General features: G+C 50.0%; 12 protein-coding genes and 1 tRNA gene. 7 read left to right on the top strand and 6 right to left on the bottom strand.

All coding sequences use genetic code 11. The features are described 5' to 3' along the window. The first annotated feature begins 81 nt into the window (after positions 1-81). Together HPY86_06270 and HPY86_06265 are read left to right on the top strand one after the other, a co-directional pair. Complete coding sequence (locus tag HPY86_06270) at positions 82-1,173, top strand: type III PLP-dependent enzyme (GenBank protein NPV14518.1); 1,092 nt, start codon at positions 82-84, stop codon at positions 1,171-1,173. A gap of 9 nt (positions 1,174-1,182) precedes the next feature. Continuing rightward, a complete protein-coding gene (locus tag HPY86_06265) occupies positions 1,183-2,349 on the top strand; it encodes a deoxyhypusine synthase (GenBank protein NPV14517.1) in 1,167 nt (388 codons plus the stop codon). Between the two features lie 2 nt (positions 2,350-2,351). On the opposite strand, the gene HPY86_06260 is transcribed toward HPY86_06265, so the two are convergent. Next, the gene (locus HPY86_06260; protein ID NPV14516.1) at positions 2,352-4,094 is read right to left on the bottom strand and encodes an ABC transporter ATP-binding protein; all 1,743 of its coding nucleotides are present in this window, start codon (positions 4,092-4,094) and stop codon (positions 2,352-2,354) included. A 3-nt stretch (positions 4,095-4,097) separates the two neighbouring features. Then, positions 4,098-5,876 (bottom strand): ABC transporter ATP-binding protein, encoded by a 1,779-nt coding sequence (locus HPY86_06255; protein ID NPV14515.1) that lies wholly within the window; start codon positions 5,874-5,876, stop codon positions 4,098-4,100. Between the two features lie 82 nt (positions 5,877-5,958). Here HPY86_06255 and HPY86_06250 point away from each other — a divergent pair, with 82 nt between their 5' ends. Next, on the top strand, positions 5,959-7,023 hold the full coding sequence (locus tag HPY86_06250; GenBank protein NPV14514.1) for a hypothetical protein: 1,065 nt from the start codon (positions 5,959-5,961) through the stop codon (positions 7,021-7,023). Between the two features lie 43 nt (positions 7,024-7,066). Here the strand turns inward: HPY86_06250 and HPY86_06245 are convergent, their stop codons facing one another. The 3 genes from HPY86_06245 to HPY86_06235 form a co-directional block, all read right to left on the bottom strand. Then, positions 7,067-8,404: a hypothetical protein gene (locus HPY86_06245; protein NPV14513.1), complete on the bottom strand. Its 1,338-nt coding sequence runs from the start codon at positions 8,402-8,404 to the stop codon at positions 7,067-7,069. Positions 8,405-8,533: 129 nt separating this feature from the next. Next, the gene (locus HPY86_06240) at positions 8,534-10,195 is read right to left on the bottom strand and encodes a hypothetical protein (protein NPV14512.1); all 1,662 of its coding nucleotides are present in this window, start codon (positions 10,193-10,195) and stop codon (positions 8,534-8,536) included. Between the two features lie 271 nt (positions 10,196-10,466). After that, on the bottom strand, positions 10,467-10,694 hold the full coding sequence (locus HPY86_06235; GenBank protein NPV14511.1) for a hypothetical protein: 228 nt from the start codon (positions 10,692-10,694) through the stop codon (positions 10,467-10,469). Positions 10,695-11,168: 474 nt separating this feature from the next. Here HPY86_06235 and HPY86_06230 point away from each other — a divergent pair, with 474 nt between their 5' ends. The 4 genes from HPY86_06230 to HPY86_06215 all read left to right on the top strand — a co-directional run bounded on the left by HPY86_06230 (position 11,169) and on the right by HPY86_06215 (position 15,950). Continuing rightward, positions 11,169-13,655 carry an NACHT domain-containing protein gene (locus HPY86_06230; protein NPV14510.1) on the top strand — a complete coding sequence of 829 codons (2,487 nt, stop codon included), beginning with the start codon at positions 11,169-11,171 and terminating at the stop codon, positions 13,653-13,655. Positions 13,656-14,141: 486 nt separating this feature from the next. Beyond that, positions 14,142-14,215, top strand: a tRNA-Met gene (locus HPY86_06225). 46 nt (positions 14,216-14,261) lie between these two features. Then, entirely contained in the window at positions 14,262-14,453 is a 192-nt protein-coding gene (locus tag HPY86_06220) for a hypothetical protein (GenBank protein NPV14509.1), read from the top strand. 57 nt (positions 14,454-14,510) lie between these two features. Continuing rightward, a complete protein-coding gene (locus HPY86_06215; GenBank protein NPV14508.1) occupies positions 14,511-15,950 on the top strand; it encodes a proline--tRNA ligase in 1,440 nt (479 codons plus the stop codon). On the opposite strand, the gene HPY86_06210 is transcribed toward HPY86_06215, so the two are convergent. Beyond that, the gene (locus HPY86_06210; GenBank protein NPV14507.1) at positions 15,947-16,411 is read right to left on the bottom strand and encodes a hypothetical protein; all 465 of its coding nucleotides are present in this window, start codon (positions 16,409-16,411) and stop codon (positions 15,947-15,949) included. The genes HPY86_06215 and HPY86_06210 overlap by 4 nt on opposite strands. Between the last annotated feature and the right edge of the window lie 480 nt (positions 16,412-16,891).

Here is a 16,891-nt window from a genome sequence, read left to right as displayed (position 1 = left end):
AGGAAATGAATCAACAATAATTGTGGCGTGAATAAATTCAGTAACAACACCAAAACCTACATCAAGAAACTCCGGACCGCCCTGCCCGGACTTGCAAAAAAACATGGCACACCGCTCTTCATCATCAGTCGCACCCTGCTCCTTGCCCAGCTCAATCGTTTCCGCAAACTCCTGCCCCGAGTTGAACCGTTTTATGCGGTAAAAGCAAACCCCACCCCCGAAGTGATAAAACTCCTTGCCCAGCACGGCTGTGGCTTTGATGTCGCATCCGAACCTGAAATTGAACTCGTCCTTGCCGCGGGCGTGAAACCGGAAAAACTGATTTTCGCCAACACGATAAAACGCACCGAAGCAATTCAGTTCGCCCGGCGCCGCGGGGTAAATCTGATGACCTTCGACTCCGAATACGAACTCGCCAAAATCGCCCGCTATGCGCCGCGTGCCCGGGTCCTTGTCCGCATCAAGGTCCCTAATGTCGGCTCGGTTGTGGAACTGTCGCTCAAGTTCGGGGCTGAGATTACCGATGCCGTTCCCTATCTGCTCAAGGCGCGCAAACTGGGACTGGAACCGGTGGGCATCGCCTTCCATGTCGGTTCCCAGTGCACCTACGGTAACAACTACCTTGAAGCCCTGGAACTTGCTAAAATGATTCTCAGCGAAGCCGACAAAAAGGGGCTCAAATTAACAATCATTGACATCGGCGGCGGCTTCCCCATCCGTCATTTTGACTCCGATGAAGACTGGTTTGCTGAAATGGCTCCGGCGCTTAATATGGAACTGGCGCGACTGTTTGACCCGGAAATCCGCATCATCGCTGAACCAGGACGGGTGCTCATCGGACCGGCGGGCATTCTCGTGATGTCGGTTATTGGCAAGTCGATTCGCAACAACAAACACTGGTACTATCTTGACGACGGGGTTTACGGTGCTCTCTCCGGAACAATTTTTGACCACTGCAAATACCAGTTTGAAGCCCTGAAGAAAGGACCGACCCAGCTGACCACACTCGCCGGACCAACTTGCGACTCCCTTGACATCATCTCGCCGGCAGAAGAACTACCCGAACTGGAACTGGGTGATCTGGTATTCGCCCGCAATATCGGCGCCTACTCAATAACCCACGCCACCAGTTTCAACGGCATTCCGCCGGCAAAGACTGTCGTTGTACCCTGAGGAGGTAGTATGAAGAAAAATTACCGGTTTCGGGAAAACCTGAGTGAATTGCCCGACTGGCTGCGCAAAAGGCGCTGCCCCCACAAAAAGCTCTATCTTTCGGGCAAACGCATCCTTCCCCCTGCCATCACCGGCAAAGAGAAACTGACCGACCTGATTGACGAGACTTTCCTTGCCTACAACTCGGCCCGATTACGGCAGGCTTGCGAACTTTTTACCAAAAAGATGCTTGGTCCGAAAACCATTGTCGGAATGTCGCTTGCTGGTGCCCTGACCCCTGCCGGTTTAGGACCATCCTGCATCATACCATTGATTAAAGCCGGTTTTGTTGACTGGATTGTTGCCACCGGCGCCAATATGTATCACGACCTCCATTTCGCCTTCAACTTTCCGCTTTATGTCGGTTCACCTGCGGTCAACGACGCCGATTTGCGAAAAAACGATGTGGTGAGAATTTACGACATCTTCTTAGGGTACACCGACTGTTTGTGCGCCACCGATGAAATTCTGCGCGGGATTCTGGTTCAGCCCGAATTTCAAAAGGAGATGGGTACCGCTGAGTTCTACTACCTTCTGGGGAGATACGCCGCCGAATGGGAGGAAAAGACCGGCAACAAGGATGTCAGTGTCCTTGCTGCGGCTTACCGCTGTGGTGTGCCCATCCACACCAGTTCGCCCGGTGACTCTACAATCGGAATGAACATCGCCGGTCTGGAACTGAAAGGTTTAAAGTTGCGCATCAACCCTTCAATCGATGTCAATGAAACCACCTCTTATGTACTTTACGCCAAACGCTCGGGCGGTGAATCCGGTGTCCTTTTAATTGGAGGGGGCTCGCCCAAGAACTTTATGCTTCAAACCGAACCCCAGATTCAGGAGATTCTGATGCTACGCGATGTCGGTCAGGACTACTTTATCCAGTTCACCGATGCTCGGCCTGACACCGGCGGACTTTCCGGCGCCACACCCCACGAAGCGGTATCCTGGGGAAAGGTTGACCCGAACCGGTTACCGGATGCGGTTGTCTGCTACCTTGATAGTACGGTTGCCCTGCCGCTTTTAACCGCCTACGCCCTTGCCAAACACAAACCGCGCAAACTCCGTCGCCTCTACGACCGGAGACCGGAATTGATGGAAAGGTTGAAAAAAGAGTTTTTCAGCCACTCCCGGATTTAAACTTAAATTTTTTCCAGTTCCTCGGTAATCAACTGACGCTGATAAATCCGCCAGTAAAGCCCTCTGCGCATCAGCAGTTCATCGTGCTTGCCCGCCTCTTTCACCTCACCCTGGTCCAGCATATAGATGTAATCGCAAGCCGCAAGCACCGCCAGCCGATGCGATACAACAATCAAAGTCCGGTCCTTAACCGCTTCAAACAGCCGCTGGAGCAACTCCCGCTCGGTGTCAGCATCCAGCGCTGCCGTAACATCGTCCAGTACCAGAATTGGCGGCATATTGACCAGCGCCCGGGCAATGGCAACCCGCGCCTTCTGTCCGCCGGAAAGACCGCTGCCTCTCTCACCCAGCATTTCATCAATACCCCGGGGCAACTCCGCCACAACATCGGTCAACTGTGCCATCGCCACCACCTGACGCAACTCCTCATCACTGACCTCACGCCCGAACCGAATGTTGTTCTTCAATGTGTCGGAAAAAAGGGTCGGTTCCTGAGGGGCATAACCGAAAAGCCTTCGATACTCCTCAAAATTGTACTCCCTAATATCCTTGCCATTCAAAAGGACACTGCCCCGGGTAGGGTCAATCAGCCGCATCAATAAATACAGCACCGTGCTTTTGCCCGAACCAACCGTGCCGGCAATTCCCAGTTTCTTACCGGGCGGAAACACCATCGTCACATCTTTGAGCACCGGCTTGTTGTCATAATTGAAACTGACCCGCTCCAGTTTCAACTCGCCCGGTTCCGGCATCTTAACTCCTGAACGCATCGCCACCTCGGGCTCCGCTTCAATCAGACCAACGATTCGCTCACCCGCACCCGCTGCCCTTCGCCCGGACACAAATAGATTGCCGATATCAAACATCGGACCCAGCAGCATCAAGAGGTAGGCATTAAAAGCAACAAACTCTCCTAAGGTTATCCGCTGACGAATTACAAAAATACCGCCTGCCCACAGCACCATCAACAGCGCAATTTCGGCAATCGCCATATAAGCCGCCTGAACCCTTGCCTCTGCCTTTGCCTCCTGGACCGCAACCCCGACCCTTTCTGCCAGCGCTTGATTAAACTTTTTACCCAGCTGTTTCTCTATTACAAACGCCTTGACGAGACGGATACCGGAAAACGCCGCCTGTAATTGATTGTTTATCTCCGCAATCTTCTCGCGCCACTTCATAAACCAGGTGTATATTTGGGGTCCCATCTTCATCCAGCCGATAACCGCAAGACTCGCCGGCATTACCGTTAAAACCGTCAACAGTAAATTCATCTTTATCATCATCACGACCGTAAACAGCGCCAAAAGGAATGCGGCGAGGAATCGAAATATCCCCGAGCAGGCAAACCAGGAAAGTTCCTGCATGTCGTGGTCCAGCCGTTCCATTACATCCCCCGAAGGAAACCGGCTGGTGAATCGATAGCCCCGGGCAATGATTTCCCGAAATACCCGGCTGCGAAACTCCCAGGCAAACAGTTCATTGGTTCTACCCCGGAGAAACGGTAAGAACCCGTCAAGTGCCGCACGCAACACACCGAACGAAACCAACAGCACACAGTAATGAAGCAGTTTCCCACTCGTAATCTCCTGTTTAATCCCGTCAATGATCAAACGCAGTATGTAGGGAAATGCCACGCCAGCCGCTGCACCCAGTACGGTGGTAAAAACCAGCGCCAGTATCAGCAGTTTGTGCCGGCGCCAGAAGTCAAACACCACCCTTAATCCGCTTTTGGGCCGCTGCGCCATCCTCTAACCCTCCTCAACAATGAACTGCAACCGGTAAAGCCGGGAATAAACCCCGCCCCGCGCCAGTAGCTCCTCATGCTTGCCCTCCTCCGCAATTTGCCCCCGGTGAACAACGACGATACGGTCCGCCATCTGCACCGTTACCAACCGGTGTGCAACAATAATCGCGGTCCGGCCCGCGAGCAGTTCCCGCAACCCCTCCTGAATCAACGCTTCGGTTTGCGGGTCAACCGACGATGTCGCCTCATCGAGAATCAAAAGTTCTGGGTCCCGCACCAGTGCCCGCGCAAATGCTAAAAGCTGTCTTTCACCCAGCGAAAAGTTTATCCCGCCTTCGGCAAGCACCGTATCGTAACCATTGGGAAACCGCTTAATAACCTCATCGATGCGTACCCGTGCCGCCGCCTTTTTAACCTGCTCCGCCGGTATCGTTTCGTCAAACATCCGCAGATTGTCCAGCACTGTACCCGGAAACACTATCACCTCCTGCGGCACAAACCCTATCGAGCGGCGTAGTGTCCAATTGTCAATCTCATTCAGGTCAACTCCGTCAAAGGTTATTCGGCCCGTTTGCGGCACATAAAACTTTAAGAGCAGGTTGACAATCGATGTTTTACCGCCACCCGTTTCACCAACCAGTGCCACCTTCTCCCCTTTCCGAATCTTCAGGTTGATATCCTTCAACACCGGCTCCTCATCATAGGCAAAACTCACCCGCTCAAAAACTACCCCTTCTCTTAAATGCAAAACATCCTGGACCTTTCCTTTCGGTTCCAGTTCCTGGTCAAGAACTTCAATTGTCCGTTCCGCAGAAGCAAATGCCCTTTGCATCAAATTAATCTGGTCCGATATCGAACGCAAAGGGGCAAACAACCGGCTGATGTAAGAAACAAAAAGCACCAGCGTCCCGAGCGTCAATCCACCTTTGAGCGCCCAAATCCCCCCGACACTTAACACCAGCACAATCCCCGCCACCTCGCCAAAATCAACCAGAAACCACACCAGATACCAGAGCCACTGCGCCCGTAACTCCTGGCGGAATTTAAGCCGATTTAAATCGTCCATCTTTTGGGCAAACCGCCGCTCCTGACCGAAAACCTGAACCACCGGCAACCCCTTTAAAGTCTCAAGAACTAAATTGTTGATATCGGCGACCGTCCGGCGCACACTGATATAAACCGGTCTTACCTTCTTTTGAAACAACCAGAACGCAATGACAAAAGGAGGTAACAGTGCCGCAATCAAAAGAAACAAACGCCAATCAATCACCGCCATCACCACACTCATCCCCAACACCATCAAGAAGCTCTGCACCATCATTACTGAAGTTCTGGTAAAAAGCATCTTCAGCGCCTCAGTATCGCTCTCCACCCGGGAAATCAACTTACCGCTCGGCATCCGGTCAAAAAACCGCATCGGTAATTTAAGGATGTGCTCAAAAAGCCTTTCCTTTAAATTAGCCGCACCTCTTTCTCCAACATACGCAAGCCACACCATTTGAAAATAGGTGGCAAAAAGTATCGCCACCTGTGTTACAAGATATAAAACCGAAGTCAGTGCCAGTCCCTTAAAATCACCCTGACTCAGATTGACATCAATTGCTCGCCTGAACAGAATCGGGCCAATTAGCCCCAGTCCACTGGCAACCAATAGCAAAATTCCGGAACCGATTATCCGACCCCGATAAGGAGAGAAAAAGGGCCAGAGCCGGCGCAGATACTCTACCGCACGGCCTCGGGGTTTTGCTTCCTCGTCGGACAGGTCAAAATCACCAAACCACATTAGACCGCTATTATTACTGAAAAAAACCTACCTGTCCATATAACACTTTGACCATATATAAACTTTTCAATATCCTGTTTCTATGACTCAACTCGTTGCCGTAACCGCTGGCATTGGTCGGGGCCATTCCCAGTACCTCAACTCGGTACTTTCCTATCTGCCCGATGTTCCTCTTGTTCAGGTTTCAGGCATAGGATGGCAAATTGCCCGCTCGTTATATCGGCTTGGCGGTCGCGGCGGCATCTGGACCACTCTTTACAACCGCTTGCGGGGCGAGAAAAAACCGAACCGGTTCATCCTGCGTCTTCTCGAATCACCCGTATTAAACCGGCTGAAAAAAGAGGGAAAAGTTGTCCTCGCCGACCATCCGCTTATTTGCCACATCCTCGCGCCATTCTGCCCTGTTGCCTACCTGCACGGCGAGATTGCTGCGCCACCGGTCTGTGCCATTCCTGCTGCCCGGTCAATTTTTGTCCCTCTGCAAGAAACCGCAGAACAACTCATCACCTGTGGTGTTAGTCCCGATGTTCTGCGCGTCACCGGGCTGGTAATTGAACCCGAACTCTTAAAAGATGCCAATGCCGATTTTCAATCGCGCCTCCAGCGTATCGCCTCAAACGAACCTCTTAACATGGGTTTTTTCCTCTCCGGCGCCTCACCAAAACCCCATATCCACACCATCCTCATCGCTGCCCGTTCGGTTCTTAACTCCGGACTTCACCCCTTTATTTTCTGCGGTGTTGATTACCAAACCGCCAACTGGCTCAAAGGAAAACTCAACTGTCCGGTCTATGCCTTTTCCTCTTATTCCGAAGAGACAACCGCCACCGCCCGCATTCTACCTCAAATTGACCTGTTTGTTGCCGCAACCCACGAACGGACCAACTGGGCATTAGGCTTGGGCATACCGATGTTTGCAATTTTGCCCCACATTGGACCATTCGCCCCGTTGAACTTTGAATTTGCCAAAAACCAGGGTGTCTGCCTGCCTCTTGAACACCCGGAAAAGTTCGGCTCTTATCTGCTAACCCTACGCGCTCAGGGTAAACTTCGGCAAATGGCACAAAACGGGTGGGGTAAATACCCCATCAATGGCGCTCAGAAAATTGCCGAACTTTTACGCGCCGGGATTAACCGCCGTCAATAAGAAACAAAACAGTAGCTAATTATCTACCTTTACGCTTCTCTATCTACTTTGTGATAATTACCTTGCCCGCTTCCTGCCCCAATGCCGGATGCACAAAATACACGCCCGGACTCAAATGAGCAACATCATTAGCACCCGCTTTAAGGTCCATAACCTTTTTACCGCTGCGGTCAAACAAACCGCCCAGCACCTGTCCGGAATTCGCCGCCGGAAGGAAAATCACATTTCGGACAACTGTTGGAGTCTGCAATACCGGTCTGGTGTTTGTTGTCGTTCGCTCTTCAACCCCAATCGGATACCCGAAAAATCCCCACATCACCTTGTAAGGCGGAGCATCGCCCTGAGTCCAGACCAGAAGCGCACCCAAACAGTTAGGTGAAAATATCGGCTCCGCAATAGAAAAAATACGACGCACCGAATTTCTGGTCCAGCCGCTCATAAAGTAGTAAAAATGGGTGAAAATATCCTTTCTGCCCGCTGAATCCTCCTCCCAGAAAAGATAGGACCACACCGTCCCGACAGTTGAAAGCACCGGTGCGGTTGAACTGCCCGGGGTCGAATAACCACCACCGTTACCATCGTGAAAATGGACTTCAAGATTACCGCCGGCATCCATATCCCAGCCCGCAGAAAACGACTCACCACCGACACTAAAATCAACCGAAGGATGGTGTAGCGGCCAATAAGCCTCCATTAAAAACTGTTCTGGCTGCCACACACCATTAACCTGCCGGCGTTGCATGATCCGGTACCGGCCCCTTTGCGCATCAAACTTCTCCCATACCACAGCTAATCCATCGCTGAACTCCTCAATCGCGGGCAGGTCACAAACATCGCCTGCATTCCCGGATACACAGAATCGGTCGCCAATGACACCATTCTGATTTGCCCGACGATACCAGATTTCTCCACCTTCTTCCCATACAATATGCGCCACACCTGTAGAATCGCCGTAAACATCGGGATGAGAACAGGCAACTGAACTCTGGCTGACATTTAAAGGTGTCATCCGGTACTCAAGGTTTCGGTAAAATATGTTCCGCACACCTGATGCAGTATCCACCATCTCCCAGACCAGATGCCGGTGACCACTTCTTCCCCAGGTTACTCCGGGATTCTGTCCGGGATAAAGCGCCTGCGGTCTTGACCAGGGTGAACTGCCATTACCGGAGGTTGCGATGTAAATACTTTCTGCCGATTGGAAAATCAGAGTAACGGTGTCGCTTTCCGGGTTGAGCAACTCGGAGCGGAAGGCGAGTTTATGGCTGTTATTTGGTCCGGTCGCATAAGGCACATCGGTTGAACAGATGCAACCGAACTCATACTGAGCAAACACCGGGGTGACAAGCACCCCAAACAGGCAAACCCATAACGCCTTCACAAACACCTCCTTTTGTGTCTGTATTATAATCGATATTATGAAGTGGTCAACCCTAAATTTGCCTCCTAAACTGAAAAGTTATGGAAGTAAATTAGCGTTTGATGCCGCGCATCCCGGTGTTTTGCCCAATCAATACCGCACAACCTTTCCGGTCCGCCGTTCATTGCCAAGCGCCGCTCGCACAATGTAAACGCCTGCCGCACCTTTATTGGGTAGAGCCAGCCGATACGAGCCCGGTGAAAATTCGCCTCGTACCAGTTCATTAAACCACCTGCCATCTGAAGTATAAAGTTGAATATCAACCGGCATCGTCTGCCCAAGTTTTAATATCAGCGCTCTTCCCATAATCTTCAGTTCCGCAGTCGGAGTCGGTACGGGCAAATTGCCCTGTTTCAGACCCACGCCGCTGGTATCATAACAGACCGAATCATACCTGACATCCACCGCAGTAAAGAGAATCGAATCTTCTTCCGGACGATATAAGGAGTCGGAAACTTCCCATTGAATCCAGGCTACCGGCATAAATTCTGGCTCTTGCGTCTCAACACAAATCGGTCGCATCCCATTCTGGTCAAATGTAGAAAGTATAAAATTTTCCCCGGTGATGAGATGCTGGTAACTGTTTGAGTATCCGGCAATCGCATAACCGCCCCAGTTGAGCCGAACCATTGGCAAAGGCACATCATCATTCAAACCAGGGTCATAGGGGCTGGGATGGGACCGCGCCCAGACAATGTTGCCATTAAAACCCAGTTTCATAAGAAGGAAATTTGCGTTCGGGACACCCGGACCAACACTGGTCGTGGGTCCGCACACAACACAACCGCTATCGGGTGTTGGCACCAGTGAACGGTCGTCAAGAACCTTTTCTGCTCCGTTTGTCCAGCCGTAACTGAACGACCAGATGAAACCTCCTGCCGGATTAAATTTGGTAACAAACAGATTTGCCGGGTCAACAGGCTGAGTAACAAAGCTTTTAGTCCAGCCAGCGGTAAGTATATCGCCGTTAAAATCAATCGCCACCGAATACGCCTCATCAATTGTTTCACCCGGTGCAATCCAGAGCCATTGGGGATTGCCTGAACCATCGGTTTTCATTAGCAAGGCGTCAAACTGATTCGGTTGCGTTGCCTTGGCTCGACCACAGATTGCAAAACCACTGTCCCGGGTTTGAACAATTGAGTAACTTTCATCCTCCATATGGTTAGGCCTCATCCAGTAAACCCTGAACCAGCTTACTCTGCCCAGCGAATCAAGGCGCAACAGAAACATATTCGGGTATGGCGCCGGACCAAAACTGTGCGTCAAACCGCAAAGGGCAAAACCATGGTCAGCGGTCTCAATAATTGAATAAGGGATATCATCATCCCAACCACCGAATACTCGACCCCACAACATATTGCCATTGGAACTGAATTTGGCAACAAAGATGTTAGCATTAGGCGCACCTATCCCATAACTCAGGGTGAAACCGCACAACGCATAACTGTTATCGTGTGTTCTTACCATTGAATAGGCTTCATCATCACTCCGTCCGATCGAAATCCGCGCCCAGACCGGTGTACCATCCTGGTCGGTTTTCAACAGCAAGACATTGGAAAAAACTGGACAGCCCGGACCATAACTCTTTGTCCAGCCCGCAAGACAGAAACCATCAGGTTCAACCGCCTGAACCAGCGCTGTCGCCCTTTCATCCAGACTATCGCCGTATATCCGAACCGGTAACGGTTGCGAGACGACCAGACTGGCAAACACTACACCGGCAACGAGGACCACAGAACCCTGCTTCATAGAACCTCCTCTTCGCTCTGATTTGAAGCACTCCCCCTCTATTCTACAATAAGCCGTCCTTCCCTTTTCCTGCTACCTCCCCATCTGAGCCAGTATAACACCAAAATACGAAATTGTCAATAGCCCAAACTGCTCAGCATTTAATAAACTTTTTCTTGCCCGAACCTGAAAACCTGTTACTCAGAACCCTCCCGTTGCAGTTCCTGCTCAATGTCGGAAGGGCGGCGGACGGTTCGGTAGTTGTTGAAGTTCCAGTTGAAGCCAACACATCTCAATTTTCCCTCCCGTTTTTAGCCTCTTCGAACAAATTGCCCTTCTCCGGTGGTGTGTCAAAGGCACTTCTGCCATAATAAACGCCATGCGGTTGGAAAATGGCCGTCTCCTGCCCGCGCTGGGAGCGCTCTTTGAACACCAAATCCAGCATACAAGAAACAAGCAACAAATATGCTACCCATTGTGCAAATCTGAAGAACTGCGCCAACACAGCTGTCACATTCATCGCCCACTACTCCATAATGGATGACCCATCTTATACAACAACAAACCTATCAGGTAATGTATAAGGGGAATTGTGAGTAATATGCCTGAACTCATCATCAGCCAGAATGCAAAACGATTATGGCGGCGCTGGAGAAATTAGAAGCCAATGCCCATAAGTCCAACGATGGCATTACATATGGCAAAACTCGCATAGACCACACAACCACCTTGTATTTAACAGCCGATTTACCTCACTCATAAACCAACCGCCCGAATCTACTCACTACCTATCTTACACATCTATCTTAGGGCAGGCAGAATGGATTGTCAAACCTTTGGTGTATTTTCCGGACCCATCCCATATTCTTCCTTTTTGATACCCTGCTACAATTATGTTTAGCACCTGGTCTTATTCGAGATAAGGGTGGAACATTATTCACTACCTCTGCTTTACTTTTTTTGACCTGTATAAAACTGTTTTCTATAATCCGTGTTGTTGACACCTATAGCTTCGACCATAGTTCAAGAGTTATCCGCTCTGGGCGTCGACACCTTTATTGGTGAATTTCTCAGGGACCAGCAAAACCGGAAAAGTTTCACCAAGGCACTTGAGAGGGCGCTTGAAGCACTTGAAGCCTCCGAATTTGCTATAGAGGGACCTGGCGCAATTGATGAAAGTTTTCTTTTGAATAAAACGGTCAAACAGGAGTTATGGGAGAAACTTGTTAACCCAAATGCAGATGAGGTTAATTTTGACAGACTTTTCCAAGTACTCGACCAAATATGGGCAAACCAAAAGGGTTTTTCTCCAGAGATTAAGAAAAAACAACAAGAAGGGATAAAGTTCTTTGTTGATGTCCTTTACGACGAGGTACTGTGGCATTTCCGTGATTTTGCCACCCATCTCCAAACTAAAGTGTTGCGCCGGCTGGACGATTATATTTCGCCCCATAAACGCTCATATGTCATCAGACAATATCTCAAACTCACCGAAAATAATATTGCCAAACGACAACAGGAACTGATGGGTGAAGGCAGGCAATATGTTGAGCCAATCCTCCAGCGATTGCGAAAGAAACCCGAATCTGAGGGAGAATTCAGGAGATTGCAGCCCGGCGATGAAATAAAAGAGTTAGAACATTATCAGTCGGTTGACATAAATGCCGATATCCTTTTCGGGAAGGAGTCAAAGGTTGCGGTTGTTGCTGACTCCGGAATGGGCAAGACCACATTTTTGCAGGAGTTATTCATCCGTGCCTGCCGGAACTGGCAGGATGGTAAACCGGTACCGGTTTTCTTTACTCCGGAGCAGGGTGCCTGTTGCAATGAGGCGACAATTGACCAAATCATCCTTAAACGGTTTCTGGCGGATAAAGATAAAAACCACATCCGGCAAAATCAATTGTCCCGGCTTATCGGTGAATTAAAGAGAGATGGGCAACTCCTTTTACTCTTTGATGCCCTTGACCAGGTAAGTAGACGGGAAGGGCTGATTGGCTGTCTCCAATCGGTATCATTAGGCAGAAACCGGATAATTTTGACCACCAGGCCGGAAACCTGGCAGGCTTATCGAAGTTCGCTAAGTGATTTTTTACCTATCCGGCTCGTGGAGTTTGATAAAAAAGGGCTTGAAAGTTATTACGGCAATTTTTTAAAGGCGCCGGAGATAAAAGAACTGGATAAGAAACTGCTCGCCATTCCGATTATCGCCAGGATGGTCATTGAACTTCTACAACAGAAAGACGGTAGATTGGGCAGGATTGCCAACCGTTCTGATATATATCGCCACTTTATCCGCCGGTTCAGCCAGCGTGAGGAAGACAACCGTATTATTGACAAAAAACCGGAATATGCCATTGACAACCTGCGAACACTGGCGTTTGAGACTTTAAAGAAAAACCACCTTGGTCAGTTTCCAAGAAGTGTTGGTGTATCTTTAATTGGCGATAAACTTCAAGAACTTGAGCGGTTAAACTGGGTTTTGCGGTTCATTGAGACCGGGGATGAAACTTTGGTATTCCGCCACCGCTCCTTTCAGGAGTTTCTTGCCGCAGAAAAACTACTTGAAATTTTTTCCCGTCCTGATGATGTGGTCAAACTAAGAGAATTTCTCTTCCATCCGAACTGGACCGAATCAATCAAATTCCTTGCCGGTCTCATTGATGATGTGCCGAGGCTTAAAGCGCTCCTTAACGCAATCCTTAATCCGAAAGGCAAACCATTGTTTGTTCTTTATTACGAGCATTTTAAACTTGCCGCACTATGTCTAAAAGAGGCAAAGATTGATGTTCCAGAAGTTAAACAGGAACTCCTTTGGAAGATTGATAATCTTTTCAACACAAATTATGTCAAAGCAATTGACATTCTTATCGCCTGGGGCAAAGATGAGGCAGAAAAAAGGTTGATTGCTCTGCTCGAAAGTTGGAATTGGGATGTGCGCGGGGCTGCGGTAAGAGCGTTAGGTAAGATTGGCTCTGAGACTGCGATAGAACCCCTGATTGCTATGCTCAAAGACACGGATGAGGATGTACGCGAGGCTGCGGTAGAGGCGTTAGGCGAAATTGGCTCTGAGACTGCGATAGAACCCCTGATTGCTATGCTCAAGGACACGAATGAGTTTGTGCGCGGGGCTGCGGTAAGAGCGTTAGGTAAGATTGGCTCTGAGACTGCGATAGAACCCCTGATTGCTATGCTCAAGGACACGCATAAGTATGTACGCTGGGCTGCGGTAGAGGAGTTAGGTAAGATTGGCTCTGAGACTGCGATAGAACCCCTGATTGCTATGCTCAAGGACACGCGTAAGTATGTACGCAAGGCTGCGGTAGAGGCGTTAGGTAAGATTAAAACTGAAAGGACATTAAACCTTGTTGTCGAGGCACTGAATAATCCAGATTTTAAGAATGCCCGGGCTTTACTTATTCAGGTGATTGAAAATGTTGACCGGGCTTTACGGGCACAGAAGACAATTAACCATGGCTGATTTTGCTGGACACATCCCATATTCCTTTATTACCGGTAACAATCTTTTGGCTACAAACAAAATACCAAGCAACTATCATATTTTATAAATACGGAAAACCGAGAAAAAGTGCCAAAAACCTGCCCCTCCCTAGCCCCCATACAGTTCCCGGGATAGCCTTTATCACCCCTTTTCTAATACATACCGTGGTAGCGCTGAGGTCTATTTGCACATAGGCTGGAATAGCACCATTCGGTTCTATCTTATTGATAATCTATAAACTTATACCCAAAACTCAATCAGTCATCCCACCTTGAAGAGTAATCCCTCCATCTCCTAACACTCCTGACATCTTTGCCGCCATCTGTATTAACAGTTTTGCTGCCAGTTTAAGATTATAAAGCCATATTGAAACCCGAATCCCATAAACCATTACCGGTTTTGTATCCTGACTCTAACTGGTTAATTGTTGACATTTGTTATAGTTCAGTATTATAATTAAGTAACTGCGGGGTGGAGCAGCCTGGTAGCTCGTGAGGCTCATAACCTCAAGGTCGCTGGTTCGAATCCAGCCCCCGCTACTTCTTTCAAATCAGTTACTTCCGAACAACTCGGAGAGGATGGGCAATGTCTGAAACCACAGGGCAGGAGGAAAAGGTGAAAATAGTCCACAAATGGCATGGAGAGTCTTTAGCCGGTACGCTCTGGTTTATTGGCTGGCTATTTACCATTGGCTATCTCCATTTACCGTTTTTCTGGAAAGGTGTCCTCGCTTTGATTATCTGGCCCTACTATCTGGGCAGGGCACTGACACATTGACTTAGCGCACCACAACCTTTCTTGACTCTTTTTTTCGGCTCGCTACCATAAGCCGTTATGAAAGAAGAAGGCATTGTAAAGGAAATCCCGCCCAAGTCGGGTAACTTTTCTGAGTGGTACACCGCGGTTGTGTTGCGGGCAGAACTGGCAGATTACGCGCCGGTGCGGGGCTGTATGGTTATCAGACCTTATGGCTATGCGCTCTGGGAGAATATGCAAGCCCTGCTTGATGCCCGGTTTAAGGCAACGGGCCATATGAACGCCTATTTTCCAACGCTGATTCCGGAAAGTTTCTTAAAAAAAGAGGCGGAGCATGTGAAGGGGTTTTCGCCCCAGGTTGCCTGGGTGACAAAGGGCGGTGACTCCGATTTAACCGAACCGCTTGCCCTTCGTCCTACGAGCGAGGCGATTATCAACTGGATGTATGCCCGCTGGGTGAAGAGTTACCGCGACCTGCCGGTTTTGATTAACCAGTGGTGCAACATCTTCCGCTGGGAAAAGACCACCCGACTATTTTTGCGTACCCTTGAGTTTCTCTGGCAGGAGGGCCACACACTGCATCGCACCCCGGAAGAGGCTCAGGAGGAGACGCTACGGATTTTAAACATCTATGTTGACTTTGTGGAAAACGACCTCGCGGTACCGGTGATTGCCGGAATGAAACCGGAAAGCGAGAAGTTTCCCGGTGCCATCGCCACCTATTCAATCGAGGCGCTGATGCCCGATGGCCAGGCGCTGCAGGCAGGCACATCTCATAACCTTGGCCAGAACTTCACCCGCGCCTTTGACATCCGCTATCTGGACGAAGACAACACCGAGAAGCACCCGTGGGGTACCTCCTGGGGAGTTTCCAGCCGGCTGATTGGCGCGGTGATTATGACCCATGGTGATGACCGGGGGCTGTTTCTGCCGCCCAGAGTTGCACCTTATCAGGTGGTTATCGTTCCAATTCTTTATGGCAAAGACGACGAAGCGGTTATAAAGGTTTGCTCGACGATTCGCGACCGGCTTACCGGATTTCGAGTGAAACTGGACGATAGAATCCAGTTCACTCCGGGCTGGAAGTTCAACGAGTACGAAATGCGCGGGGTGCCATTGCGAATCGAAGTGGGACCAAGGGATGTAAAAGCGGGTCAGGCGGTGCTTGTGCCCCGGGATGGAAAAGAAAAAACGGTCGTGCCGGTTGAACAGATTGACCGTGCGGTAAAAGAAAGCCTGGAGCAGATTCAAAAGGGGATGCTCGAGCGTGCCCGGGAGTGGGTGGCAAGTGTTACCAGTACCGCCGAAACCCTTGAACAGTTCAAAACCAACCTTGCCCAGAAGCCCGGTTATGTCAAGGTTCACTGGTGCGGGTCTCAGGAGTGCGAAAACCGCATCATTGACGAAACAAAGACGACCCCCCGAAATATGCCCCTAAATGAACAGAACAGCCCGGGTCGCTGCATCGTTTGCGGCAAGGAAACGAAAACCTTGATTTATTACGCCCGCACCTATTAGCGGACGGTAATCAAACCTTTAATCTGTTCGTACTTCTTAGGACCGATACCCCGGACATTCATTATCTCTTCCACCGACTTAAACTTGCCGTACCGCTCCCGATACTCAACTATCCGTTGCGCGGTTTTCGGACCAATCCCGGGCAGTTCGCACAACTCCTCCACACTGGCGCTGTTGATGTCAATTAAACCGGTTCTGCTGACCCTAACTGTCTGTTTCGCTGTTGCCGGATAAAACCTTGGTCCCGGCACCGAACTTAATCGCCCCTTCTGTTCAACAAATTTGAGCCAGACTGTGGTAAGGTTTTCGGAAAAAATCTTTCCCTTCTCCTTTACACCCGTTCGTTCCAGCCAGGTTTCGGTGGTAACAACTTTATAGACTCCTTTGCGCCGGTCCCGGAGCCGGAATTGGGCAACATCGGCAATGCGGTTTACTTTTAGCGTATCGCCCCGCACAAACAGGTCCGCACCAGCAACAAAAGGCGCAGGCAGGTTTGTATCCATCTCTGCCGGGGTAAGAACCATCGCCAGTACACTTTCCGGTAGAGTTACCACCCGCAACCGCTCCTGGTAAGGCACAACATTGTAAAGCTGACGCCGGCTCAAACCCCCTTTTTCCAGACCCTGTTCTATCACCCAGTAAGGCAGAACAACCAGGTCCGCCTCGGTAACCTGACGTACCGCTTCGGCAACCAGTTGCCCGAGTTTTGCCTTGCCTGATTCATCCGGGAAAAACTCCTCTTCGCTCTCAGCAACAACGGTATCCATTCCGGACAGAACAACCTGCCCGAAAATTGAATCAAGGGGTAAATCGGGTTGAACATTCATCACCTGTGCCTCTATTGCATAAACCCGGCGCTCGGCTTTGTGAAACAGTATGTCAACCACGCCAATCCTTTGCCCGTAAACTCCACTTACAACCACCACGCCCCGGCTGTTATT

This window comes from candidate division WOR-3 bacterium, from assembly GCA_013177935.1.
Classification (GTDB): Bacteria; Hydrothermota; Tepidihabitantia; order Tepidihabitantales; family Tepidihabitantaceae; genus Tepidihabitans.
This window is presented reverse-complemented; position numbering and strand designations above follow the sequence as displayed.

Excerpts from the sequence above, each read along its gene's own strand:
- HPY86_06220 (NPV14509.1), top strand. The coding sequence starts at position 14,262 with ATGTCTGAAACCACAGGGCAGGAGGAAAAGGTGAAAATAGTCCACAAA.
- HPY86_06255 (NPV14515.1), bottom strand. The coding sequence starts at position 5,876 with ATGTGGTTTGGTGATTTTGACCTGTCCGACGAGGAAGCAAAACCCCGA.
- HPY86_06250 (NPV14514.1), top strand. The coding sequence starts at position 5,959 with ATGACTCAACTCGTTGCCGTAACCGCTGGCATTGGTCGGGGCCATTCC.
- HPY86_06215 (NPV14508.1), top strand. The coding sequence starts at position 14,511 with ATGAAAGAAGAAGGCATTGTAAAGGAAATCCCGCCCAAGTCGGGTAAC.
- HPY86_06240 (NPV14512.1), bottom strand. The coding sequence starts at position 10,195 with ATGAAGCAGGGTTCTGTGGTCCTCGTTGCCGGTGTAGTGTTTGCCAGT.
- HPY86_06235 (NPV14511.1), bottom strand. The coding sequence starts at position 10,694 with ATGAATGTGACAGCTGTGTTGGCGCAGTTCTTCAGATTTGCACAATGG.
- HPY86_06260 (NPV14516.1), bottom strand. The coding sequence starts at position 4,094 with ATGGCGCAGCGGCCCAAAAGCGGATTAAGGGTGGTGTTTGACTTCTGG.
- HPY86_06265 (NPV14517.1), top strand. The coding sequence starts at position 1,183 with ATGAAGAAAAATTACCGGTTTCGGGAAAACCTGAGTGAATTGCCCGAC.